Origin of the sequence: Arcobacter denitrificans (SeqCode) (assembly GCF_048571185.1) — a bacterium.
GTDB classification, from domain to species: domain Bacteria; phylum Campylobacterota; class Campylobacteria; order Campylobacterales; family Arcobacteraceae; genus Arcobacter; species Arcobacter denitrificans.
In genome coordinates this window covers 1,917,304-1,942,505 of sequence record NZ_CP182350.1, presented here as the reverse complement: position 1 = coordinate 1,942,505, position 25,202 = coordinate 1,917,304, and the positions used below count along the sequence as shown (strand labels likewise).

Here is a 25,202-nt window from a genome sequence, read left to right as displayed (position 1 = left end):
TTATTTATCCTCTGCATCTAAAATATAATCAACAAAATAAATATTATCTTTTTTGGCACTTTTATGTATCTTTCCCAAATAAGACAAAATACCTTCTCCTGCTTTTAAGCCATTTGAACTATTTGTGTTTAACTGAACCATTATTGCATATCTATTAATACATAATTGTGTTGAGGTAATGTATTTCAAGTTATAATCAGGTAAAGACATTCTGTAAAAAATCCCTTTTAATTTTTTTGCCAATGCTTCTTGTGTAGTATATTTACTTTTCAAATCATTGATTTGTTGAATCGATTCTTCATTTTTTTGCTTAAACATTGCTATTTTTATTTTATTATCAGAAATTGCTTTTGTAAGTTCCTTTTTCTCATAATAATATCGTACAAATGTTATTGCTTTTGTAGAAAAAAATCCCACCATATATAATGACAAAATAATCAACCCTATTTTGATGATTTTTAATAATCTGTTTTTACTGACACTTATCATTTTTTCACCTTTTTATCGGGATATGATATACATTTATTTAAATCTTTATATTCCAACAAATGCTTATCAAGTAAATTTTTTTCTCTTTTTATAGTTCTAACTTGAAATTTAACCTCATTTCTTAAATCATCTAAAGAAGTATTGAAAAAAACTTTCTGAGAAAACATTTCAAGCCCAAATCCCATAATCCAAATTAGTACAACTAAAAAAGAAGCAACAAAAGTAAGTCTTAAATAATGTTTTTTTGCATCCAAAAGTTCATTCATAGGTTTAGTTAATTGATTTATGTCGCCTAATCTTTTTGCTATAATATGATTATTTATTTTTATATTTTCTTTTAGTATATTTTCGATTGCATATTTATAGTTTGAATCAACTAAATATAACAACCTAGTTTCTTCCCAATCAATACTCAATAGTGTTAAAATATGTTTTGTAATCAAAACACACTTAATCATGTCATCTATTATATAGTGCACATTTATTTTAGAAGTATATATTGTTTTATGGTTAAACAATACTATAAACTCTTCATCTGTCACATAAACCAATATCTCATTACTTGCAAGATATTTTTTTGATAAAAGATTTAAAGAATATAATTTATTATTGCCCAAATATTTTGATATATACACAGAATACTGTTGAAAAAAGCTATAAGTAAAGAACTTTGTTGAAACATCAAAAGTATCATTTAGATAAAAAGATTCGCTCTCTTCTTTTGTTTTGAAATCTGTATTGACTAATCGTACCATACTTCTTCTCCTCTAATAATAGCCGTTGTATCCTCTTTGGTTATAAACCCAGCATAATACTGTGCTTTAGCTGCTTTTTCTACTGTCATATATTCAGCTGGAGCATCAAAATCTCCTCCATACCCCAGCTTAAATCTGATAACCTCAGCAATAGGTACCCTATCTTTAAATCCAGAACCATTACACTCCTCGCAACCTACTTTTTTATATCCATCTTCTCCATCTTCCACCTTACAAGCATCACACAACTTTCTAACCAATCTTTGAGAAACTATTCCTCTTAAGTTATCTACAATATCACCTTCGTTGATATTTAATGAGCTTGTCATCCTAGCAACAGTTGCAGGTGCTGAGTTTGTATGCATTGTAGAAAATACAAGTTGCCCTAAATTTGAAGCATTAACAAGTTGTGATGCTGTTTCAGGTTCTCTTGTTTCACCAATTAAAATGATATTGGAATCTTGTCTAAGAATATCCACAACAGCTTCTGGATATCCATATTTAAACTCTTCACTTGCACTTGCAAACTCTGATAAATCAATTTGAAAAAAAGATTCATCCACATACTCTACGGGGTCTTCAATAGTCACAACATACTGTTTTTGTTTGGCAAGTTTTTGTAAAAGTGCATACATTAAGTGTGTTTTACCAGAACCAACTTGTCCTGTAATAAGTATCATACCATTGGCATATCGTGTAAGATTTTCAAGTATTTGTACAGTTTCTTCAGGATAATTTAGTCCTCTTAAATTATGTGATACAACACCTCTACCACCAATCATCCTCATAACCAATGAAAAGTTCATCTTAGAGTTGATAAGCCCAAGTCTAAATTTGATATTTTTCTTTCCATAACTATAATTTAGCATTCCATTGATACTTTCATAATCAGAATCTTCTTGGTCAGCCATAGTTACAAGCCTTCTTTTTAATGTTTTAGCAATAGCAATTGGCATCGTACCCATCTCTACTTTAATACCATCAATTCTAAACCAAAGACTAGCTGATCTATTGTTTTGTTGAATATGTATATCTGAAGCTCCCAATAAAATTGCCTGTCCCATCATTTTGTCAAAATATTTATTTATCTCTTCATCATTTTCAAGGTCACTATATGAACCAAAAACAATCTCTCTATCTTCTCCAAAAATAGAAGATAAAATACCCTCCCCTAAAACTACAATTTTTGTAAAATAAAATTTACTTAAAATATCTAAATCTAAATTAACCACATCTCTGATACCTAAAACTTTATGTTTTGTTACTTTATCTTCCAAGGTTATCAGATACATTGAAGCACAAATTTCAAGTTTTGATTCATCAAGATTAGAAGAAGTATCTTGATATACTTTTGATAACTCTGAATAAGTTGCATAATACTCATATCCAAGATTTCTTACAAAAGATTCATAACTTTTTTCATCAGCAATTAAATCTCCGTATCCACCCTTTAATTTCAACTTATTTTTTATACCATCTTCAATTAAATCAGCAAAATTAATATCTTTTTCATCTTCTCTTTTTCCAATATTTTTTACGGTATCAACTTGTTTAGTTATAAATGATTTATAAAAATCATTATCCATAAAGTTTTTATTACTCTTTACAGATTTATAAAAACCTTTACTAAAAATTATTTTTGTTTTATTAAGTAGTTTTTTCATATTAAGCCATTTTTTAATGATATAAAGTTTTAAAAGTAAATGTACTAATAACAAGGTTAATAGTATCAGAACCAATAACTACAACTATTAACATAGCTACTAACCAAAAAAACATTCTCCACTGCATCACAATATAATTGATATTTTTTTCATACATCGTGTCACAAGTTTGATATAAAGCTTTTGTGACAGCAGGAAAACTGGTTTGACTTAGTTCTGAAAGCTTTATCTCTGCTGTTATGATTGTAGGGAAATTATATTGTTCAAAAGTGATAAAAAGCTTTTTATTCTTTTGTATCAAGTCCGATAAATGAGCAAAAAAAGGTCTTAGACCTACTTTAAAATAGTCTTTTGAAAGTATCAAAGAAACTTTATGAAATGATATACCAGCACTTAACATACCATTTAAAATTCGAAACATAAATCTTCCATCTGAAAAAGCTTGTGTTTTAAATACCTTATAAAGCCAAGCTGGTTTATATTTTTCTGCATACAAATATCCAATCAATAAACACAAGGTGATAAAAATAGAAATACCAAGTCCAGCATATGCTACATCATAAGTAAAATATCCAGGTATCCCCAAAAATTGTTCTACATCAGGATTAAGCTTTTTTAAATATTTCAAATCTTTATCAAGTATTCCAAGATACAAAATAAGTCCATAAAACGTGGAAATTATGATTGATAATGGTACAAAAATAGGATTTATCATTTTTGTAAATAAATTTGAATTTCCCTTTTCAAAAGCTAAAACAAGTTTGAGACCCTCTATACTACTTGTACTATTTACCACTAAACTGTACTGAAAGGCATTTAAAAATTTATTTTTATATAAAATTGCTTCCAATTTATGTTTACCTACTTCTATATCTTTTATAGCTTGTGTTAACCTTTTTTTAAATTTAGTCTCTTTAGTAATTTGTTCTTTATACAAAACAAGAGCTTTTCTGGTATTTGACCCATTTTCAAGCTTGGTTACCAGATAATCTAATAAAAACTGTTCATACGGATCATCAAACATACTCATAATTAAAAGCCTTTTATACTTCGTAATGTCACAATATAAAGAATCTCTCTTCTAACATAAGATTTAGAATCCGTTCCTCCTATTGCAAATCCTTCAAGTGGAAGTATCCCTTCATAATTTTTTGCATCATCATGTACTATCATTGAACCTACAATTGCTGTTTCACCTAACCTTAATTCCCTTGAGATGTTGTAACTTTGGTCATTATATTCAGGCAATTGAATCACTGAATTTCCTACAGTTGCTTCAGATATTTGGATAAGTTTTTTAACATTTGGGGTAATATTTAAAAATATTTTGTCTCTTCCTATTTTTGCAAAAGCACTTATAGAAGTCCCATCTTTTATAGTTCCAACAGTTGCATCACTTGTTACAGTAGTATCAGTAACTGTAGTTTCGATTTTTTCTATATAATCTGTATTTTGGCTTATTGACTGAACAACAGGTATATTATTTTTCAACACCATCATATTTTGGCTATAACTTAACATTTTCCCTATTCCATTATTTACTGTTGCAAGTGATTGAACTAAATTATCTGCTTGTTGATTAGCGTATCCAACAACTCCTCCAAGCCCTATAGATGCACTTGAACCTTTAACAAGAGTTGTGTCAGTAGAATCAGTAGCTATTTTTGATAGTGAAGTTATACCAAACGTTCTATTTTTATTTAAAATAATTTCTATTTTTTCAAACTCAATAGTTGCCTCTTTTGCAAAACTTGCTTCATAAGATTTAGCAACTGTCCTAACAGCTTGTTCAACCTCTTTAGTTGATTTTAGAAATATTAGCCCAGTAGATTTATCAATATGATATGTAGAATTTTTGTCATCTGATATGATATTTTTTATCATTTTATCAAGCTCTTCATATAAAACAATATCTGAACTATTTTCTATTTTATTTGCTCCTGAACTTTCACTAGTGGTTGTTTCATTTGAAGTTTTTACATTTAATAAAGGTATATTTAACTCTATAACTACATCTTTATATCGTGCAACATGTATCATCTCTTTATCATAATCTATATCTACATAAACATTTTTTAAATGCTCCAATGAATTTAGAGCATCTTTTAATAAAGAAGAGTTGATACTAATAACACTATTTAAAAAAGTTTGTTTACTTTCTATATTATTACCTATAAATACTCCATATCCAGTAGTAGAGGTAATAAGTTTTATAAGTTCTTCAATACTTACCTCACCATTTAAATCAAACTTTACATAATCAAGTTTTTTCCTTTTTGCTTCGCTTTTATTGACAAGTTCCACTAACGATATAGGTCCACTTTTTTGAACAACAAGTTCTTTATCTAAAACCGCACCTAAATAAGCATTTAAGTCATCAATACTTGCTATTTGAATACGACTTTTAGGAATAGTTATATCTGTACTTTTTAAATAATATATATTATTATCAAATACTTCTATTTCTTTTAATACATCTTTTAAAGACTTTTCTTCTAAAATATTTATATAAGTTTGCTTTTTATTAACTTCTGTAACCAAAGATTTTGTATAAGGATTTTTTATATCTTCGTAAAAATTTTTATCAACACTTTTTTCAATATCACTTATCATTCCAGTATGATAGCTTTCAGCACTACATCCACCAAAAACAAAACCAAATAAAATTACTAAACCATAGTGTTTTATGTTACTTATATCCATTGTAATCCTTTATTTAAAATAAAATTCATAATCAAATCCTCCTATATATGTGGGATATTTCAAGAAAAGTTTCCCACCGTTGTAATATTTATCATAACTCATTTGCTTTTTAGCATCTTTTTCTTCAGTTATAAAAAGTTTATTAATTGTAGATGTTTTACTTTCATCATATAAAGAAGTATTAATAATAGGTGCACTTCGTGCAATATTTCCCCAACAATACATTTGAGAACTGCTTCTAAGACCAGTCATGGCACAAACAAATTTTTTATCTGTCTCTTTTACTTTAATGTGAATATTATCAACACCCCATGACTCATCATCCAAACTTTGTATTAAAGAAACACCCCAATAATTTATATCACCATTTTCATCAAGATAACCAAGTTCACCTTCTTGTGGTATTCTTGTACTAAATCTCACTTTAAGCTTCCCACTTGAATCTAGTTTAGACTTTAATTTATATCGATAGGTATAATCGTTAAACTTTTCATTACTTGTATATAAACTACCAACATTTTGAAGTAATTCTCCACTGTCTTTGGTATCCAAAAAATATTGTTGAAAATCATGAACAAAATTATCTTTGACCATGATTACACCATTTAATTCAACATTAAATATCTCCATATCCCAAGAATCAATCTCAAAAAAATCAAATTCAACTTCTACTTCTTTATTTGCATAAAAACTACCCAAATCATATGTTTTTTCTATAGCTGTATTTCCTATAGTATATCTTCCTAAAAAATTTGTTACTGGTATCCTGCCAGCAGTCCCATCATCCACACTGTTAGTCAGATACATATCTTCCAAAATTCCATCTTTATAATATTGCCATCCATCAATATTACCATTATCAAAATTATCCCAAACATCTGTAATAACATGATCTAATTTATAAATTCCTACATTGGCAAAATTTGCATAGCTTTTACCATTATTTGCGTTGGATTTTGTATTTAACTCTTCTAAAGCTAAGCTAAATATTTTTGATTGTGATTCACTACAAGAACTTGATTCATCCGCTTCTCGACATTGAGTTAAAGAAGAACTTCCTTTTAGTTGCATATTTTCATCTACATACAAATAATAAAACTTAGTTCCACCAGCATACTCATAAATAGAAGCACTTAATGCACTGCTTGGAATAAATCCATTTAAACTCACTATATTAGTAGCATCATTATGAGTTCTATAATATATATTATCCGTCCCCCTTAAAATAAAATCACTGCTATTGATAAAAATCATATCAGGATTAAATGTTTTACCTGAAGCTACAAGAGTTGGTTTATAATATATAGTTCCATTTGGTCTTTCACCCCATATCCAGAACTGATTATTACTGTCTATTGCACCAAAACATTTTATATCTCTAAGAGCAAATATTTTTTTAAATGTCAAGGCACTATCAACCAAAGATGGTGTGGACTGATTCATAAATTTGTCTGTACTATTTATCCCTAAAGCACCCTTGTAATTTCTTCCAAAAGTATAAATTTTACCATCATCTGAAAGTACCGCTATTGTATCTTCAACCATTGCTATATCTTTCAAATATATTTCATTTGAATCATTTAACTTATCATCTTTACCAGTTGAAAAGAAGATATTTCTTTTCAAAATTGAACTCTTCCCAATATCTTTAACCATATCTTCAAAATTTTTATAATCTATTTGACCATTACAATATAAGTCCCCCCCATATTTTTTAGATACCCCAGCTTCTTCATAATCATAACTAGCCGATACTGCACATACATTAGTACTGTTCATAGACATTTTTTCAAATTTGATTCGATAAGGATTGTTATACCACATTTTAATACGTTGAGTCGAATTTGCTTCTAATTGAACTTTTAACATTACAGGCGTGTTGACATAATCTGGACTTAGATTATGGTCTAATTGCCCATAAGAAGATATACCTGCTTTCTTAAAGTCATTGTTTCCCCAACAATATATATCCCCGTTGGCTAACATGCATCCACCATCTCGTCTAATAACTAAATCTTTTGCACCAGGGATATAAGATAAAAGTCTATCTTCTATATTTAAAGTACTATCTTGATTTGAAATTGAACTTCCAAACTCAACAGGTATCCAAGGTACCTCTACATCTCCTTGATATATATATTCATACCATTGACCATTTTTTTTCACATAAGCTTTGTCACCCACTGTTGCTTTTATATAAGATAAATCATTCCAATCTTCCAAATATACAGGTGTTTTTTGATAAATATCAAAAGAAGTACCATCTGCTTTACAATATTTATATACCACTTTTTGATTTCTTAATTCATAATAATAGTTATTTTTAGAACATTGTTCAGAAGGTAATTTTATTTCATAAGTAGCATCAGTAAGTACTTTAACTATATCTTTTTGAAATTTACCATATAAGATATTTGAACCTTTGACGAGGTCAGATTTATCATTACTTTTAGGAGGAATAGTATTGATTCTAAATAATTTATTTATATAAAAATCATACAAATATTTATAGTTTGATTGATAATCAGAAACACTACTAAAAACTCCTTTTATTTGAAGGCTATTATCCCTATTAAACACAACATCAAAAGTCGCTGCAGTTAAAGGGTTCTTATTATCAAATGCAATAGTAAGATAATCCCCTAATATATCATTTTTAATCAATCTATCCCAATCAAGTTTATTATTCGATGTTTTTGGTATTTGACCTGTTTGAGCTATATACTTATTAACTGCAAGGGCAATATATTCCTCTTTTTGAATCACTGTTTTCACACTATTCATCAAAGATATATTTTCTGAATTTGCCATCAAAGAAGTTATAGTACAAACAATAATTAATATCTTTTTTATCATACTATTCAACTTTCAATATCTTATTGTCAAGTACTTTTACATACCTAGCTGCATTTTCAACTCTTATGTAAGTACCCAAAGGAAGATTGTTAAGCTTACTATCACTTAGTACTGTTTCTTTTTCTACAGTGACATTTGAAGTTTCAAAATTTCTTTTACTATACTCTATCCAGTTTCTATTTTCATTATACCAACGTATTGTATTTATAGAATTATTACAATAACTATTTTTAAGAGTTGAATTGCACGTTTTATTTATAATATTTCTTCCATGAAGAATATTATAAATATTTTGTCCCTCTTTTGATAATAGTATTACAACATAAGAAGATGTACCAGAATTTGCACTAAAAACTGCAGTTTTCTTACGATGAAGGTCTCTATTATATAAATCCTTTAAATATTGGTCAATGTGTGTATTACTTATTGCATATTTTAGTGATAAAGAGTTTTCATCATTAAAATTTACATCTCCTCCCATCCTATTTTTAAGAGTAAAATTCTCTCCCAAATAGCCATTTGTAACAAGTTTTGATATGGTTGGAATTTCAAACTCTGTAAGAAGATAATCCTCATACGCTTGTGCAATTTTTTCTTCTGTTTTTATCATATTTGTTACATAAAGAACATTTTGTTGCATAACAGTGTTTTCTTCACAATATGATATTGACAAAAACAACCACAAACACATAAAAAATCTTAACATACTATTTAACCTTCTCTATAGAAGTCGAAGTTTTTACATATTTCACACCATCCGTGTCATACATCAAAATACCCAAAGGAAGATTTTTAAATTCACTTCTTGTATCGTACAAGGTAGTATCATTGCTTATAATTATAGGTCCTGTTTGGAATTTTTCTGCATAATAATACATAAGTAACTTCGTATCATTTTGAGTGTTGTCAGTATATAAATAAATATGACCATTTTTTGTACAATATTGTGTTTTAGGTATATCTCCACAAATACTTAGCCCTGAATCTTGTGTTGAAATCAATACAAAAATATTTTTAGCAAAGTCATCTTCTAATTTAAAATAAACTTTATCTTTATATACATATGTTTTTTTTCTAAAAGTATCACTGTCATATATACTTTTTAGATTTGTATCACTTATAATGTTATCTTTTATGGCATATTTAAGAGCTAAACTTGCTGTAGTTGATAGTGATAAACTATTAAAATACGTACTATCAACCGTTCCAAAAGTAATACCTAAATAGTCACTTGTTTTTAATGTATTCAAATCATCTGGCAAAGAGTAAGTATTTAAAATATAAAACTCATAAGCAGTTGCTATAGCTTCTTCATCAAAAATAACTTGCTTTATTTTTTGTAAGACATCTTGTCTCGTAGAAAAATCTTGTAAATCGGCATATGAAAAAGTTATCAAAAATAGTAGTAAATACAGATATCTCATCATAAACCTTTTACTAAATTATAAACTGCCATATCTTTGGTGTTTTTACTAAGTTTGAGTTTCTCTTGTAATCTTTCTTTAAAATAGGTTTGTTTTCTTGTTTTTAATTCATCAGAAGAGATAGTTTCATCTTTACTTTCAAGCATATTTTGGTAAATGGCATTGTAAGGTGTATAATTATTCAATATTGTCTTCAAATCACTTACTCCATTGTCTATATACACTATATTGGTCACCTTTTCTATTGTTTTATTTATAATATTATCTTTGTACACATTGGTTTGATTATCTGCCCAGACATCATAAATAATATTTTTATTTGTATCTGCTGTGTAAGCATCCAAATCTTTGATTCTTTTAAGTCTATTTCTAAGAGTTAAAAGTTTTATCTTCTCATCTGTACTTATAACCATATCGCCATCTTCATTGATAAATTCATCCTTTGCCAAAGTAGAATTTGGGTCTCTATTTATCAACAAAACTTTTTCCCAATAATCCCCAGATGGAAGATGTGCAATAATCTCATCTCTTGTTATCTCTTTGATATTTTTATTATATTGTTCTGCCAAAAGTGATTTTATTTGAGATACTATTGTATAAGTTTCCTCAATTTGCTTTGCTTCTTGTATCTCTTCATAAGATTTATAAGAGGCACTTGCAAATATCATAGCAGCAATAACAAGACCAACAGAAAGAAATATATGAGAATACATCAAACACCTTTATAAAAATTACATATAAAAACTTCAAAATAAGTTTTTATATAAAACTTTACAACTTTTATAAAACTTAGGGGTAATCCCTAAGTTTTAAAATTATTTTACAATTTCAGCAGAAGAAAAGTCTTTATAATAAATAATAAACTTTCCATCAGTTTTATTAGTATCTGTTTCAGTACCTAATTGAGGAGTTCTTTTTTCAAGTGCAGTCAAGTCATCTCCTGTTTGTAAAGTAAGTGCTTTTTTACCAGTAGCAACTCTATCGATAATTGCTACGTCCTTTAAGTCTGTTGCAATTTGTGCCTCTAAGAATCCTGCATTAGTAGCTAAACTTCCAGCAAATTCAACATAAATACCTGGTATTGCACCTTTTATATTATCAACTAAACTAATAGTCATTGCAGGATTTGCAGCATCTGTGGTACCTCCAAATGAAATAGGAAAGTAATTATTAGCATTATCACTATTATTATCCTTAAGTTGTGTATTTATCTGTTCATCAAAGTAAGATAAAGCACCTAAAGTTTTCAAAGTACTACTTGTAGTGACATGACCAGTTTTTGCAGCTAACTTTAGCCCACCTTTAATATTGTTTATCTCTGTAACGATACTCGTTTTTTGAGCAACACCCTCTATCTTATCTCCTGTTCCACCAAATGTTTGGAACATATAAATCATCGCACCTACGACTACTATTACCATTGCTATGAGTTGTGGCATTTTTTTCTCCTGTTTTTATTTAAAGTATTCTTAAAACTATTTATATACCGTGCAGACAAACAAACCATCACTAGTCGTTCCTCCACTGTTCACAAAATCTTTCGCTGTTGCATCATAAGAATTAAGAGTATTGGCAAAATCACCAAAAAGGTTTTTTTGACAATACTCCCTTCCCACAAAGCTTTCTGAAAATATTGCTCTATTCATAAGTGAAGTATTTCCTCTCATATCGATAAGCAATTTATAAGAACTACCATCGCTAGGATTTGGAATAATCTGCCACTTAATTGAATTATTAGGGAAAGTAACTGTAGATTTAAAAGTATCTCCGCCTGCATCTTCGGTAACTGTCATATTATTTAGCAAAATTGCATTATCGCCTAAGACTTTGAAATTAATATCCGTAAGACTTGCACCAGAGTTTATGTAAGTATTTACAAAACTATCTACACTAGAAAGCATCACTTTCATGTGTTCAAGTTCCGACATAATCTCACTATCATCAGCTTCATATCGCGTAAGAAGGATAATAGTAGCAGCAACAACACTAATTATAGAAGCTAAAAAATAAGCCAAATTTTAAACCTAATATTAAATATTTAGTATATTATAAGAATACATAGGAAAATTATAACATCAAAATAGTCACATAATGGTCACATATAACTAAATAATAACTTAAATTATAAATTTTACAAAATCAAAAAGTTATTTTCTTATATTTATAAGTCATTGTTAAGATTACTATTATGAGTTTTTATGAAGTGACATGTGTAATTATGGGATATTTTATAAACTATTTAGTTTCATTCAACATTGTATAGTGTAGTTCTAAACCTTTTGAAGTTGCTACAAAACCGTTTACATTGATTTTTCCTTCATGTACTAGCTTATGGTGCTCTTTGCACAGTGGGATTAGGTTGTATTTATGGTTTGCATTTACGTGACCTATAAAGCCATCTTTGTTTGCTCTTGCTTGTTCTTTTATATGATGTACATCATCAACACTTCTTCCACAAATCACACAAGTAGAAACAATAAGGTCTTTATTGTATTTTGATGTTTTTCTTTGAGAAATTCTCTCAATTGGTTCATAATCATCAGTTAATTTTTTTCTTATATCATTTGCCATTTTTAAAAACTCTTTATCCATATGAAGGGATTTTGCGTATTCAAGTCCATACATACTGCTTCCACTTCCATATTGAAGTTTTCTATTAAAAATAAGTTTATCCTCATCATCTTCATACATTACTGATAGATGTAAACATATTATATTTTTAAGTTTTTCTATCTCTGGAAGTTCTGGCAACTGATGTAAGTGGGTAGCAAACATAAAAATAGATTCTAATTTTGAAAGTTTTAGTATAGCACTTGCCACAATACTAACTCCACTCATGGTTTCTGTACTATGACTTATTTCATCTCCAAGAATCAAAGAGTTTTTAGTAGCTCTATTAAATATATTTTTTAACTCCAACATCTCAACAGCAAAAGAAGATAAGCCTTTTGCGATATTATCAGCCCCTGAGATTCTAGTAAATACTGCATCAAAAATAGAAAATCTCATAGATTTACAAGGTACATAAAATCCAGCCTGAGCTAAGATAACTGCTATACCAATTGACTTCATAAGTGAAGATTTACCACTTGAGTTTATTCCATAAAGTAAAACTCCATGCATCTTGTTATTATACATATTTATTGGATTTGAGTTTTTTATAATTACATTATTTTTATACTCATCACTTGCAAGACTTAGCTCACCCAAAATAACATCATTTGGCACATAAATCCCCTGCTCTTCTCCATCTTCAATTATTGGATGTCGCAAATCAATTAGCTCTATAAAACTCTCATTATCTTTTGTTTTTACTATCTTTGGAGCTGTATAATTATTCTTTTTTGATGTTTTTATATTTGATACTGTTAAATCAATCTCAGCAATAAACTGAACCAACTCTTCTAGTAAAATTGCAAATTTTTTCTCAAACTCTAAGAGCTTTTCTTTAAAAACAAGTTTATTTAGCTCAATAATTTTTCTTAAGTTATGTACATATTTATCTGAAATATCTTCTGTAAGTTTACAAGTTATTTTTACTGAGTTTGTTTGAACTTTTATTTTAAAATCTTTAAATAATAGTAGCTCATCATCTAAAATAAGATGTGAATTTAAAAGTTCTTCACGTACTAGATTAAATCTACTTTTTGTAAGCCCTAAATAAAATCCCTCTTTATCAAGTCTTTGAACACTTACAAAATTTTCATCATTTGATTTTAAAAACCCTAAAATATGAAACTTCAAAATATCAAGTTTATCTTTTAATTCTTGGTTTTCATTCATAAGCTCATCAATTTTAGTATTGATTCCCTCACAAATCATATTAGCTTCCACATCTTTTAACATATATTTTCCACTAATAGATAAATCAAAAGTAGAATCAATAGAATCAATAAACATCTGTAACTCAGCAGAAGTACAAGGAGCAGTAAAAAACTTGTAATTTTCCATAAAAGTAACCACTTCTTTGATACTCAATAAGGAGTCATACAAATAGTTTAACTCAAAGGGATGAAGTCGTGCAAGTTTTATTCTACGTGTTAACCTTTCTATATCATAAATATTTGCTAACTCAGATTCAATGGGAGCATGATAATCATACAACTCTTTTGATAAAGCATAACGCCGAAGCAACTCTTTTTCATCTTTAACTGGATGAGTTAACCTCTCTTTTAAAAGTCTTTTCCCCATAGCTGTAGATGTATTATTTATGATTTTAATTAAACTTGGATTATGAGAGGTTTCTATTATATTTAATTGCTCTAAGGCATTATTTCCTAAATAAATATATCTACTAATATCTAGTTTTTGAGGAAATGAAAGTTTTTGAATAATCTTTGCATCATGTCCTATTACAAAATCAATCAATACAGAGAGTGATTCAGTTGCTAACGGTACTCTTTCCATATCAAGATGTTCAATTGAAGTCAAAAGTGATTCTATATTGAATACATTTTTAAATAATTCATTTTGATAAACAATTTTTGGTCTAAAAGTGCTTATATGAAAGGTTTTATGTGATAATTCCAAATACTCAATTATCTCTTTTTGATTTATATCTTTATCACAAAAAGAGACTACTACTTCATTTGTTTTATGCATATTCATGTAGTTAAAACACTCATCTAAAGCAAAGTTCTTATCTTCACTTGTTCCATGAACTTCATTGTAATAGCACTTTCCAGTAGTTACATCAATAGCACTATAACCAACAGAAAAGATACCTTTATTACAATCAATTATTAATGAGGTAATATTATTTTCATCTTGGTCTATTACAAAATCAAAATTTGTACCAGGACTTACAACTGTATCAAGGTATCTACTTACTTTTGGAGGAAGACCTTTTTGTCTTATTATTACTACAGTATATTTTTGTTCCCCAATTATTCTTGCAAGATGTTTTTCTAGAGAAATTGCAGGAACACCTGCCATGATTGGATTCTCTTTTGAGTTTTCTAATATAGCTTTATTTTTACGTGTTAGTTGGATATTTAAAAGCTCAGCTATCTCTTTTGCTTTTCCAATTTGTTCTTCTTCGTTATTTACTTCATAAACTTCAAAGAATGTTCCTATTTCCATAAGTACTACGGTATTTACTCCATACTTTTTTTCAAAGATTCTTTGAAGTTTAAAATATGTTACTGTTAAAAGCTCACCTTTATTTTGTAAAAGCTCATTTACTTCAGCATTTACCACTATCTTCTAACTCCTGTCCATGTTCTTATTAACTCTCTTTGTTCTTTTGATAATTCTGCTTTTTTATGCATAGAAACATAACTTGCAAGGGGCATAGCTGCATATACTGTTCTATAAATATCTTTTAATTTTTTAGTTTTTTCATCTTTGCTATATGACTCCCAACTAGTAAAATCTAAAGATTTTCTTCCATCATCAACATGTGACTTAATCATCCAAGAAGCTGGAGCAATTGAGCTATACCATGGCCAAACTGTCTGGTTAGAGTGACAATCATAACATGCATTTTTAAATATTCCCATAACCTCTTGGGGAGCTTGTATCTCTAAAGACTTATCAACTATTGGATTTGTTTTATCTATTTGTATTGCTTGCATTAAAAGTAAAATTATAAAAAAGACTAAAATTGTAATTTTCATTTATTCTCCATAAAACATCTCATAAGGTCTTTTTATTGTATTTAAAAAAGCACTTATACTTATATTTCTTCCTTCCCTTAAAAACTCTTTACCATCAAGATAAAATAAGATTGTAGGAGCTTGAAAAACTCCAAAATGAGAACTTATGGCTAAGTTCTCATCACTTTTTATTTCGTACAAATCTATTTTTGTAAAATTATCTCTTATCTCTTTTTTTATCTTTGGTTTTAGTACAGAACATACTACACAATTTTTAGATGAGAAATAGAGAAGTAAGGCCTCTTTTGAAGCAATTTTTTCTTTTATCTCTTCTAGATTATTTATTATCTTCAGGTTTTACTTCCTCATTTTCATCTTCATCTAGATTTTCATCTTTATGGTCTTTTCTATTCTCAAAAATATCATGTCTACTTAGACTAATACCTTTCATATGTGTTAGAGGGAAAGCAAAGGCAATACCTTTTCCTTCTGTTGTAATATGAAGTGAATGAATAATTGATTTTATAACTGGATTTACTCTAGCTTTTGGTAATAAAAACAGAAGTAAAGAGTCATTGGCTTCAAAAGATGTACGATAGAAATTGTGCATTTTCCCCAGTCCCATACCATCTGCTCTAAGAACAGTAACACCATTTGCTCCTGCTTTACTAGCAGCTTGAAGAGCATCTATTTTTTTATCTATTGGTACTATTATTGCAACAGCATAAAAATCCATTGGTAAAGAGTGTCTTCTACTACTTCCATCAATATTTACAGTAGATAAATCCATATTTTCAGCATCTACTAAATTATCTCTTAATATATTTTCAGCTTCAATTTGTGTATCTGATTTAACACCAAGTTTTTCAGTTAATATACCATAAAGCATAACTGTAATCATTGGAAACAGTGATGCAAAAGCAATAAGACCAAACCCATCAATAAGTGGACTTCTTCCTGGTATATTTGTAGCTAGTCCAATACCAAGTGCGGCAACTAAAGGAACTGTTACAGTTGAAGTTGTAACCCCACCACTATCATAAGCTATTGGAATAATATATTTTGGTGCTATAAAGGTAAGAACTATAACTAATAAATATCCTACAATAATATAATAATGAATATGTCCACCATCAACTATTCTAAATGCTCCAAGGGCAATACCAATTGCAACTCCTAAAGCAACAAAAAGTCTTAATGCAAAGTCATTAACCTTACCATCACTAATCTCTTTTGCTTTTTTTGCAATAGCCATAAGTGCAGGTTCTGCCATAGTAGTTGAAAATCCAATAGCAAAAGCAAAGGCATAAATCACAAATACTGAATCACCTTTTGTCAGTTGGTAAGCCATTGTTTCACCAAGGCTAAATAGTCCTAACTCAAGTCCTAAAATAAAAGCATATAAACCAACAATTACAAGTCCAAAACCTAAAAATACTGTCTTAACATTTTGGATACCCTTCTTTAATACTCCATATTGAAAAAATAGGATAATAAGTAAGATTGGTGTTACATCTTTTACAACTGAAATTATTCCAGTTATTACTGAAGTTACAGTTATATCTTTTGGAGAAGAGACAACTTGTTTTATAACTACTTCAGCTACATCTTTTGCATCAACTAAATTATAAACAGCTATTCCATAAATTTGTACAAAAATCATAGGAGTAAGAGAAGCAAAAGCAATAAGTCCAAATCCATCAACTACTGGATTTCGACCCTTTATATTTGAAGCCAATCCAATACCTAAAGCTGCAACAAGTGGGACGGTTACAGTAGAGGTAGTTACCCCTCCAAGGTCATATGCAAGTCCAATTATCTCTTTTGGTGCAAAAAAAGTAACACTTACAACCATAAGATACCCAGCTATAATATAATAGTGAATAGGATGCCCTTTGATTATTCTAAAGACACCAAGTAAAATAGCAAATCCAACAGAACCAGCAACAACATATCTTAAAATCGATGCATCAATTCTACCACTAGAAATAGATGCTGCTTTATCAGCAATTACAGCAAGTGCAGGCTCTGCAATTGTTGTACCAAAACCAATTAGAAATCCAAATACTAAAATCCAGACTGTCCAACCTGATTTTGCAAAATCTCTAGCAAGTCCTTCCCCTACAGGAAATATACCTATTTCCAAACCTTGCAAAAATATTGCTAAACCAACCCCAACAATAAGTAAACCAATAGTTGTTGAAAGCCAACCATCTGGAACAGTTTGTATTATTGCTAATTGAAAAAATAGAATTACTAAAACTATTGGAAGAAGATCTCTAAATGAATCTTTCAATAATTTTAAAAAAAAGTTAAACTGCATCATAACTTAAGCGCACCTTTTTATTAAATTTATATATATTAGCGAAAAAAGATATAAGAAGAGTTTTAAGAAGAAGAAAATTCAAATAATCAATATAAGAGAATAAATCTCTTATATTAAACTTGGTGTTCGCTTTTTTTAGCTAATCTTTCTTTTTGAGAAAGGTAAGAGTTAAGTGCTCCTAAATAAGCTTTTGCAGTTGCAAGCATAGTATCAATGCTTAAACCATGTCCTACAAAAGATGGTGAAGATTTGTCAAAAACAACTCTTGTAGTAACTTTTGCTAAGGCATCTTTACCTTCAGTTACAGAAGTTACATTATAACTTTGTAATTCTCCATTATAACCTGTTAGTCTATCAATTGTTTTAAAGATTGCATCCATAGTTCCATTACCAATATTTGCTTCTATCATAACTTCATCTTTATGTTTGATAGAAACAGAAGCCATTGGAGTTCCTGATGAACAATCTGAGATTTGTAATCCTACTAATTCATAAGTTTTGTCATGATTTAATGCTTCATCTGTAATTAACATTCTAATATCATCATCAGTAACATCTTTTTTCTTATCTGCTAAAATTTTAAATCTTTCAAATGCAGTATTTAACTCAGTATCAGGAATTTTATCAAAACCTAAATGCTCTATTTTATCTCTAAATGCAGCACGTCCTGAGTGTTTACCTAGGATTAAAGTTGAGTCCTTATAAACACCTACATCTTCAGGTTTCATGATTTCATATGTCTCTTGATGTTTTAACACACCATCTTGGTGAATTCCACTTTCATGAGAAAATGCATTTTTACCAACAATAGCTTTGTTTTGCTGTGGTTCAACACCTGTAATTGTTGCTACTAATCTAGAAGTTGCATAAATCTCTTTTGTGTTGATTCCTGTATATAACTCACCAAATGCATCTTTTCTAGTTTTAATAGCCATTACAGCCTCTTCTAAAGCTGAATTTCCTGCTCTCTCACCTAAACCATTAACTGTAACTTCTATTTGTCTAGCACCATTTAAAACAGCACTCAATGTATTTGCAGTTGATAATCCTAAGTCATTATGGTTGTGCACAGAGATAATTGCTCTATTTCCTGCAAAATCACTTAACTCTTTAACCATAGCACCTAATTCTGTTGGTAATCTATATCCAACTGTATCAGGTAAGTTAATAGTACTTGCACCTGCGTTTATAACTGCATCCATAACCTCTTTCATAAAAGAGATTTCACTTCTTCCTGCATCTTCCAATGAAAATTCAACATCATCAACAAATGTTCTTGCATACTCAACTGCGTGAACTGCTCTTTTTATAACTTCATCTTCACTCATTTTTAACTTGTATTTCATATGTATTGGTGAAGTTGCAATGAAAGTGTGAATTCTATGCTTTGCAGCTTTTCCTACTGCTAAACCTGATTGTTTAATATCATTGTCAATTGCTCTACTTAAAGAACAAATGCTTGAGTTCTTAACAACTTCTGCAATTCTTGAAACTGCATCAAAGTCCCCAGGACTTGCAGCTGCAAAACCAGCTTCAATAACGTCAACTCCTAATTTTTCTAATTGTAAAGCAACTTTAATTTTTTCATCTGTATTCATAGAACATCCAGGACTTTGTTCACCATCTCTTAATGTAGTATCAAATACTATAATTCTATTTTTATCCATGTCATAACCTTTGTAAATTGGGCATATTATATCTTTTTTTAAATAAAAGAAAAACTTGTACGAGAATTAAATTATATATTGAACTATATGTTAGAGGAAATTTTTGAGTAGAAGTAGAGAGTTTACACTTTTTATGAAATTATTTTTGTAAAAATTAGAATTTTTCACTAGACTCTCCTATTAGTTTTGATGACAAATTATATTTTATTAAATATAATTTGTCAAGTAAAGTTTATAAAACTTCACCTGCTTTTATTTTTTTACCTTGTTTTATATTTAATTTATAAGATGTTGGAATATATATTTTCACAATCCCATTTATAAAAGTTCCCATTTTTTGGTATTGTGACACCTCTTTTTCTTTAGAGAATGGATGAGAAATATTAAATCTTCCAGAGATTAATTCAACTTTCATATCATCAAAACTTAATACTCTTTTTTCATTTAATTCTTTAGCTTTATAACTATCGCTACATAAATTTAGACCATTTCTATGTGGTTCTTCTTTGAAAAATGAATCTTTTGGAGCAATTAGGATATGTGAATCCAATAATGAAACATCTAAATATATAACATTTTGTGAATCTACTTTATCAATTGCAATAACTTCTCCACTTACTGGTGAAACTAAGACATCAACTTTTGCTTTTACTTTTAGATTATCTCTATAAATATAAAGTAAAAATATGCATACAAATAAAGCAAGGACTGCTAAAGTATCACAAATGAAAAGATATGAAAAGATAAAAATAGCAAAAGAGATATAAATATATGGTATCCCCTCTTTTGCTACAAATTTATTAATCATCTTTTTTGTCTTCTTTATCTTCTTTGTCTTTAGCATCTTCTTGACTATCTAAAGACTCATCTTCTTTTTTATCATCAGAAGTATTTGTACTATCTACATCTAATTCTACATTGTTTTCTATTTTTCCAGAATGTAAATCTTCCTCTTCAAAAACAACTCCACCATTAGCTTTAATAACTTCTCTTACTCTCTCACCTGAAATAACTTCCACTTCAAGTAATTCTTTAGTCATCTCTTCTATAGCATCACTATTATCTCTTAAAGCCTGAAGTACAATCTCATATCTTTCATTTAACACAGACTTAATATGAGTATCAAGATCTTTTGCCATGTTATCAGAGAAATCTTTTTGTGTCTGTCCACCTAAGAATTGATTTGATCTTTTTTCTAAAACCATTAATCCTGCAATATCACTCATACCATAAATTGAAGCCATAGATTTAACAATATCAGTTGCTCTTTCTAAATCATTACCAGCACCCGTACTAATCTCTTTTATAAATACTTCTTCAGCAGCACGTCCACCTAACAATACATCAACTTCAGCTACAAGTTCATGTTTTTGCATTAAATACTTATTCTCTTCTGGATTATTTAAAGTATAACCTAAAGCTGCAAGTCCACGTGGCACTATAGATACTTTATTTACTTTTTTAGCACCTTTTGTAATCTCTGCAATTAAGGCATGTCCTGATTCATGATAAGCTACAATTTTTCTCTCTTTTGGAGAAATTCTTCTTGATTTTTTCTCTAATCCTGCAATTTGTCTCTCAACGGCTTCTTTAAAATCATTGTATGTCACTTCTTCTTTTTTAGCTCGTCCTGCTAATAGTGCTGCTTCATTGATAATATTTGCTAAATCTGCCCCAGCTAGTCCTGCTGTCATACGAGCAACTTCAACTAAGTCAACATCATTTCCTACTTTTACACCTTTGATGTGAACATTTAAAATCTCTTTTCTACCTTCAAAGTCAGGTTTATCAACTAAAACTTGTCTATCAAATCTTCCTGGTCTTAAAAGTGCAGGATCTAGTACTTCTGGTCTATTAGTTGCTGCTAATACAATTACAGGTGCAGATTCAGTTGCAAAACCATCCATTTCTGCTAAAAGTTGATTTAGAGTTTGTTCTCTCTCATCATTTCCACCCATTGGACCACCACTTGCTCTACTTTTACCTATTGCATCAATTTCATCAATAAAAATAATTGCAGGAGCAACTTTTTTTGCTTGTTCAAATAAGTCTCTTACTCTTGAAGCCCCAACACCAACAAACATCTCAATAAATGCAGAACCTGAAACTGATAAAAACTCAACATCTGCTTCACCTGCAACTGCTTTTGCAAGTAGAGTTTTACCTGTACCTGGAGGTCCTACTAATAAAACACCTTTTGGTATTTGAGCACCAAGTTTCACGTATCTTTCTGGGTCTTTTAAGAAATCAACTACTTCTTGAACCTCTTCTTTAGCCTCTTTATTTCCAGCCATATCAGCAAATTTTACATTTGGTTTTTCTGAGTTTATCATTTTTTTAGAAGAACCAATTCCTAGGATTCCTCCACTTCCACCACCCATTGATTTTGACATTCTTTTTGCCAAAAACATCCAAATAGCAAAGAATATAAATATTGGTAAGATCCAACCAAATAAAATATCTGCTAAAACATTTTCTTCATTAACTCCACCATATGCAATTGCATTTTTTTCTAATGTTGGAATTAAAGTTTCATCAGGAACAACTCTTCTTGCTGTATATGTTGTAACTTCTAATCCATTTGATTTTGATACGGCTTTAATATTTGTATTACCAATACCTACGTACTCAATTTTTCCACTTGTAATTAGTTTTTTCAACTCTGAATATGCAATATTTTTATGCTTTGTTTGTCCGTAAGCTTGAATATTTTTATTTGCAACATTTCCTTGATTTTCGGGGAAAAGTGCTTTAAAAGCCATTATTGTAACAAGTGAAAATAAAACAAAAACTAATAACGGATTATTATTAAAAAAATTATTGTTGTTATTGTTATTATTATTGTTGTTGTTTTTATCTTGTCTATTTTTATTTCTATTTCTCAATCTAAACTCCTTTTTTTAATACCAAGGTAATCCATTCATTTTTTTGAATTACCTCGATTTTTTCTAAATCTTCAAATTTTTTCAAAACTCTATTTAAATGCTTATCTAATATACCTGATAATACTAATGTAGCACCATCTTTTAAGCACTTTTTTAACTCTTTTGCAATCATTACTAGAACATCTGCTACTATATTTGCAATCACAAAATCATACTCTTTATTAGACTTTGAAGCACTTCCTGTCCAAGTATTATTGTACTTAGTATTATTTAATACAAAGTTTGATTTTGAACTCTCTATACAAACTTCATCAGTATCGCAAATATCAACTTTCGCTCCAAGCTTTGCAGCTGCAATTGATAAAATCCCACTTCCGCAACCAACGTCAATTACTTCATCATCACTTTTTATATATTTTGAAATAGCTTCTAAACAGCTATTTGTTGTTTCATGGTGACCTGAACCAAAAGAGAGTGCTGGATTTATTATGATATCAATTTTACCATCTTTTTCTTCAACCCACGATGGTCTTACAAAAAATTTTCCAACTTCTATTGCTTTTACAGATTCTTGATACTTTTTTATCCAATCTTCATTTCTTTTTTTTACTAAAGATGTCTCACACTCTACTTCTAAAGCTTTTGCAAATTCTAAAATACCAAACTCTACATCTTCTAGATTTTCTTCACTTCTTGAGATAAGTTTATTTTCATCAATTTCAACAGCACCTTGTGTTAGTTGCTCCAATAAATCTAAGAACAAATCTTGTGAACTTTTTGTATTTATAGTTAATTCGTAATAATATTCTTCCAAATTTTGTCCTTGTAAACTCTATTTTATAAATTTATTTATTAATTTTGTAAAGTGTTTGAAGTAAAAAAACTTTCAATAGTATCTCTCATAATGTCTGGTTCTTTTACTGTATTAATTATATCTCTAAATTCCGCAGCACCAGCATATCCTTTAGAATAAGAGTGAAGTAGTTTTCTAAACATAACAGCACCATGTATTCCATGAAACTTTAATACTTCATCATAATGCTTTAAAATTATAGCTTTTTTTATATCTTCACTTATATCTTCTACCCCATGTTTTAGTTGATAAAAAACCCAAGGTTTTCCAATGGCTCCACGACCTATCATAACTCCATCAGCATTTGTATGTGCTAAAACTTCTTTTGCTTTAGCATAATCTTTTATATCACCATTTGCAATTACAGGAATAGATACGGCATCTTTTATGGCTTTGATTGCATCATAATCAACAGGAGCTTTATATTTTCCAGCCCTTGTTCTTCCATGAACTGATATAAAGTCTACTCCACAAGCTTCAACAGCTTTTGCAATATCCACTGGAATTTTCTCATTTACACCAATTCTCACCTTTGCACTAGTGTAGATTTTTTTATTATATTTTTTTACTGTACTTAAAATCTCTTCAAGTTTTTTTAAATCACCTAATAAATTTGAACCACTTCCATGATTAAAAACTTTAGGAGCGGGACAACCACAATTTAAATCAATACCATCAATGCCATCAATATCATTTAATATCTCAACTGCATCTCGAACTAGCTCTGCTTTATTTCCAGCTATTTGTACAAAATATGGATCTTCCGATGGAGATTTTTCTATCATTTTATAAGTTTTTTTAGAGTTGTAAACAAGTGCATTTGATGAAATCATTTCAGAAATTGTCAAATCCGCACCAAATTTTTTCACAACCGCACGAAAAGGTAAGTCTGTATATCCTGCAAGGGGAGCCAACACCATAAGGGGTTGGCTAAAATCAAGTTTATTCATTTTATTTGTTATAACAAAGATTCTCTAGAGTGTAATATTTACCTGAGTTTTTTAATTCTAAAATAGCTCTATATGGCTGATACTCTTCATTTGCATAGTTTGATAATGTCTCTCTTGCTTTATCAATCATTTCATATTCAAATAAAATCACTAAATATGCATCAACTGCCAATTCATTTTCATTTGAAATTGTTTCAAACATCTTAATAAGTTCATCTGGTTTAACAGATTTTTTATAAAGTTTTGCAAAAGTTAAATAATCTTCTTTATTAAACTCTACTTCTTTTGTATATTTGATAATAGCATCATGTTCTAAAGCAAAGTCAGAATTTTCAGAATCTTTTTTCATAAGCTCTAAAACCATCTCTTTATCAAGTTTTAAACCATCAAGCAATTTCTTAATTGTAGTCATACTCTTATTCTCTACAACATTAGCAAATGCAGCTTTTACTACTTCTCTTGTAAAATCTTTTGATTTCTTTAAAACATCAATTGAATAGTCCACATCAATTTTTACTCTATTTAAAAGATTTTTGTGTGCAATTTCACCATTTTTATTAAACTTAAAAGATTTATCACTTACATATTCACCAGAATTTATTTTAATGATATTATTTACAATACTTTTAATATCGCTATTTGAAGAATCAAAATTATCTGTTTTTGGAGATAATTTCATTTGTTCTAAAATATCTGCTAACTCTTTTAAAGATTTTTGTTTAAACTTTTTATTAGAATTATTTTCAAGTAAGATATCTTTTAGAAATTCAATAATATTCTCTTCATCTTTTTTTATAGCACTTGTTTGTAAATAATTCTTGAAGCCATAAAAAAGAATATGTAATATAGTTACTAAAAATAGCACAGCAGCAGGTAATATAATCCAAACTGCAATTGGTAATTCAATTGCATAATCTAAAATATTAACTGTGTAATTAGCCGTTTGCATACTAAAAACAAAAATATAAACTGCAATAATTAACAACAATGAAAAAGCGACATATTTTTTAAGTCCCATAAATTATCCTTTAGA

21 protein-coding genes are annotated in these 25,202 nt (G+C 29.0%); all 21 read right to left on the bottom strand.

All coding sequences use genetic code 11. The features are described from left to right. On the bottom strand, positions 1–489 hold the full coding sequence (locus ACNI28_RS09755; RefSeq protein ID WP_419764066.1) for a hypothetical protein: 489 nt from the start codon (positions 487–489) through the stop codon (positions 1–3). Beyond that, positions 486–1,244: a hypothetical protein gene (locus ACNI28_RS09750; protein ID WP_419764065.1), complete on the bottom strand. Its 759-nt coding sequence runs from the start codon at positions 1,242–1,244 to the stop codon at positions 486–488. Before ACNI28_RS09750 ends, ACNI28_RS09755 begins: the two co-directional genes overlap by 4 nt. Next, complete coding sequence (locus ACNI28_RS09745; protein WP_419764064.1) at positions 1,232–2,908, bottom strand: GspE/PulE family protein; 1,677 nt, start codon at positions 2,906–2,908, stop codon at positions 1,232–1,234. Before ACNI28_RS09745 ends, ACNI28_RS09750 begins: the two co-directional genes overlap by 13 nt. Before the next feature lie 13 nt (positions 2,909–2,921). After that, entirely contained in the window at positions 2,922–3,938 is a 1,017-nt protein-coding gene (locus ACNI28_RS09740; RefSeq protein ID WP_419764063.1) for a hypothetical protein, read from the bottom strand. A 2-nt stretch (positions 3,939–3,940) separates the two neighbouring features. Beyond that, entirely contained in the window at positions 3,941–5,611 is a 1,671-nt protein-coding gene (locus tag ACNI28_RS09735; protein ID WP_419764062.1) for a hypothetical protein, read from the bottom strand. A gap of 9 nt (positions 5,612–5,620) precedes the next feature. Next, positions 5,621–8,467 (bottom strand): RCC1 domain-containing protein, encoded by a 2,847-nt coding sequence (locus tag ACNI28_RS09730; RefSeq protein ID WP_419764061.1) that lies wholly within the window; start codon positions 8,465–8,467, stop codon positions 5,621–5,623. 1 nt (position 8,468) lies between these two features. Further along, complete coding sequence (locus ACNI28_RS09725) at positions 8,469–9,173, bottom strand: hypothetical protein (RefSeq protein WP_419764060.1); 705 nt, start codon at positions 9,171–9,173, stop codon at positions 8,469–8,471. A gap of 1 nt (position 9,174) precedes the next feature. Further along, positions 9,175–9,891 carry a hypothetical protein gene (locus tag ACNI28_RS09720; RefSeq protein ID WP_419764059.1) on the bottom strand — a complete coding sequence of 239 codons (717 nt, stop codon included), beginning with the start codon at positions 9,889–9,891 and terminating at the stop codon, positions 9,175–9,177. Continuing rightward, on the bottom strand, positions 9,891–10,604 hold the full coding sequence (locus ACNI28_RS09715) for a hypothetical protein (protein ID WP_419764058.1): 714 nt from the start codon (positions 10,602–10,604) through the stop codon (positions 9,891–9,893). Before ACNI28_RS09715 ends, ACNI28_RS09720 begins: the two co-directional genes overlap by 1 nt. Positions 10,605–10,706: 102 nt before the next feature. Then, positions 10,707–11,330, bottom strand: coding sequence for a hypothetical protein (locus tag ACNI28_RS09710; protein WP_419764057.1), 624 nt, complete (start codon positions 11,328–11,330; stop codon positions 10,707–10,709). A 36-nt stretch (positions 11,331–11,366) separates the two neighbouring features. Continuing rightward, a complete protein-coding gene (locus ACNI28_RS09705) occupies positions 11,367–11,906 on the bottom strand; it encodes a hypothetical protein (protein ID WP_419764056.1) in 540 nt (179 codons plus the stop codon). A gap of 220 nt (positions 11,907–12,126) precedes the next feature. After that, a complete protein-coding gene (locus ACNI28_RS09700) occupies positions 12,127–15,090 on the bottom strand; it encodes a MutS-related protein (protein WP_419764055.1) in 2,964 nt (987 codons plus the stop codon). Further along, entirely contained in the window at positions 15,090–15,509 is a 420-nt protein-coding gene (locus ACNI28_RS09695) for a heme-binding domain-containing protein (RefSeq protein WP_419764054.1), read from the bottom strand. Before ACNI28_RS09695 ends, ACNI28_RS09700 begins: the two co-directional genes overlap by 1 nt. After that, positions 15,510–15,815 (bottom strand): thioredoxin family protein, encoded by a 306-nt coding sequence (locus ACNI28_RS09690; RefSeq protein ID WP_419766464.1) that lies wholly within the window; start codon positions 15,813–15,815, stop codon positions 15,510–15,512. It abuts the gene before it with no gap. Positions 15,816–15,825: 10 nt separating this feature from the next. After that, positions 15,826–17,814: a DUF1538 family protein gene (locus ACNI28_RS09685; RefSeq protein WP_419764053.1), complete on the bottom strand. Its 1,989-nt coding sequence runs from the start codon at positions 17,812–17,814 to the stop codon at positions 15,826–15,828. Positions 17,815–17,927: 113 nt separating this feature from the next. Next, positions 17,928–19,481, bottom strand: a complete 1,554-nt coding sequence (locus tag ACNI28_RS09680; protein ID WP_419764052.1) for a 2-isopropylmalate synthase — start codon at positions 19,479–19,481, stop codon at positions 17,928–17,930. Positions 19,482–19,713: 232 nt separating this feature from the next. After that, positions 19,714–20,289, bottom strand: coding sequence for a phosphatidylserine decarboxylase (locus tag ACNI28_RS09675; RefSeq protein ID WP_419764051.1), 576 nt, complete (start codon positions 20,287–20,289; stop codon positions 19,714–19,716). Continuing rightward, entirely contained in the window at positions 20,282–22,366 is a 2,085-nt protein-coding gene (ftsH, locus tag ACNI28_RS09670) for an ATP-dependent zinc metalloprotease FtsH (RefSeq protein ID WP_419764050.1), read from the bottom strand. The genes ACNI28_RS09675 and ftsH overlap by 8 nt, the downstream gene beginning before the upstream one ends. Position 22,367: 1 nt before the next feature. Then, a complete protein-coding gene (locus ACNI28_RS09665; protein ID WP_419764049.1) occupies positions 22,368–23,180 on the bottom strand; it encodes a 50S ribosomal protein L11 methyltransferase in 813 nt (270 codons plus the stop codon). Between the two features lie 38 nt (positions 23,181–23,218). Then, positions 23,219–24,169 (bottom strand): tRNA dihydrouridine synthase, encoded by a 951-nt coding sequence (locus tag ACNI28_RS09660; RefSeq protein WP_419764048.1) that lies wholly within the window; start codon positions 24,167–24,169, stop codon positions 23,219–23,221. 1 nt (position 24,170) lies between these two features. Then, positions 24,171–25,187, bottom strand: coding sequence for a LapA family protein (locus ACNI28_RS09655; RefSeq protein WP_419764047.1), 1,017 nt, complete (start codon positions 25,185–25,187; stop codon positions 24,171–24,173). Between the last annotated feature and the right edge of the window lie 15 nt (positions 25,188–25,202).

What these genes read in the sequence shown, in the direction of transcription:
- ACNI28_RS09695 (WP_419764054.1), bottom strand. Translation starts at nt 15,509, where the DNA reads ATGAAAATTACAATTTTAGTCTTTTTTATAATTTTACTTTTAATGCAA.
- ACNI28_RS09675 (WP_419764051.1), bottom strand. Translation starts at nt 20,289, where the DNA reads ATGATTAATAAATTTGTAGCAAAAGAGGGGATACCATATATTTATATC.
- ACNI28_RS09715 (WP_419764058.1), bottom strand. Translation starts at nt 10,604, where the DNA reads ATGTATTCTCATATATTTCTTTCTGTTGGTCTTGTTATTGCTGCTATG.
- ACNI28_RS09755 (WP_419764066.1), bottom strand. Translation starts at nt 489, where the DNA reads ATGATAAGTGTCAGTAAAAACAGATTATTAAAAATCATCAAAATAGGG.
- ACNI28_RS09740 (WP_419764063.1), bottom strand. Translation starts at nt 3,938, where the DNA reads ATGAGTATGTTTGATGATCCGTATGAACAGTTTTTATTAGATTATCTG.
- ACNI28_RS09685 (WP_419764053.1), bottom strand. Translation starts at nt 17,814, where the DNA reads ATGATGCAGTTTAACTTTTTTTTAAAATTATTGAAAGATTCATTTAGA.
- ACNI28_RS09725 (WP_419764060.1), bottom strand. Translation starts at nt 9,173, where the DNA reads ATGTTAAGATTTTTTATGTGTTTGTGGTTGTTTTTGTCAATATCATAT.
- ACNI28_RS09660 (WP_419764048.1), bottom strand. Translation starts at nt 24,169, where the DNA reads ATGAATAAACTTGATTTTAGCCAACCCCTTATGGTGTTGGCTCCCCTT.
- ACNI28_RS09730 (WP_419764061.1), bottom strand. Translation starts at nt 8,467, where the DNA reads ATGATAAAAAAGATATTAATTATTGTTTGTACTATAACTTCTTTGATG.
- ACNI28_RS09680 (WP_419764052.1), bottom strand. Translation starts at nt 19,481, where the DNA reads ATGGATAAAAATAGAATTATAGTATTTGATACTACATTAAGAGATGGT.
- ACNI28_RS09655 (WP_419764047.1), bottom strand. Translation starts at nt 25,187, where the DNA reads ATGGGACTTAAAAAATATGTCGCTTTTTCATTGTTGTTAATTATTGCA.
- ACNI28_RS09745 (WP_419764064.1), bottom strand. Translation starts at nt 2,908, where the DNA reads ATGAAAAAACTACTTAATAAAACAAAAATAATTTTTAGTAAAGGTTTT.
- ACNI28_RS09750 (WP_419764065.1), bottom strand. Translation starts at nt 1,244, where the DNA reads ATGGTACGATTAGTCAATACAGATTTCAAAACAAAAGAAGAGAGCGAA.
- ACNI28_RS09735 (WP_419764062.1), bottom strand. Translation starts at nt 5,611, where the DNA reads ATGGATATAAGTAACATAAAACACTATGGTTTAGTAATTTTATTTGGT.
- ACNI28_RS09720 (WP_419764059.1), bottom strand. Translation starts at nt 9,891, where the DNA reads ATGAGATATCTGTATTTACTACTATTTTTGATAACTTTTTCATATGCC.
- ACNI28_RS09710 (WP_419764057.1), bottom strand. Translation starts at nt 11,330, where the DNA reads ATGCCACAACTCATAGCAATGGTAATAGTAGTCGTAGGTGCGATGATT.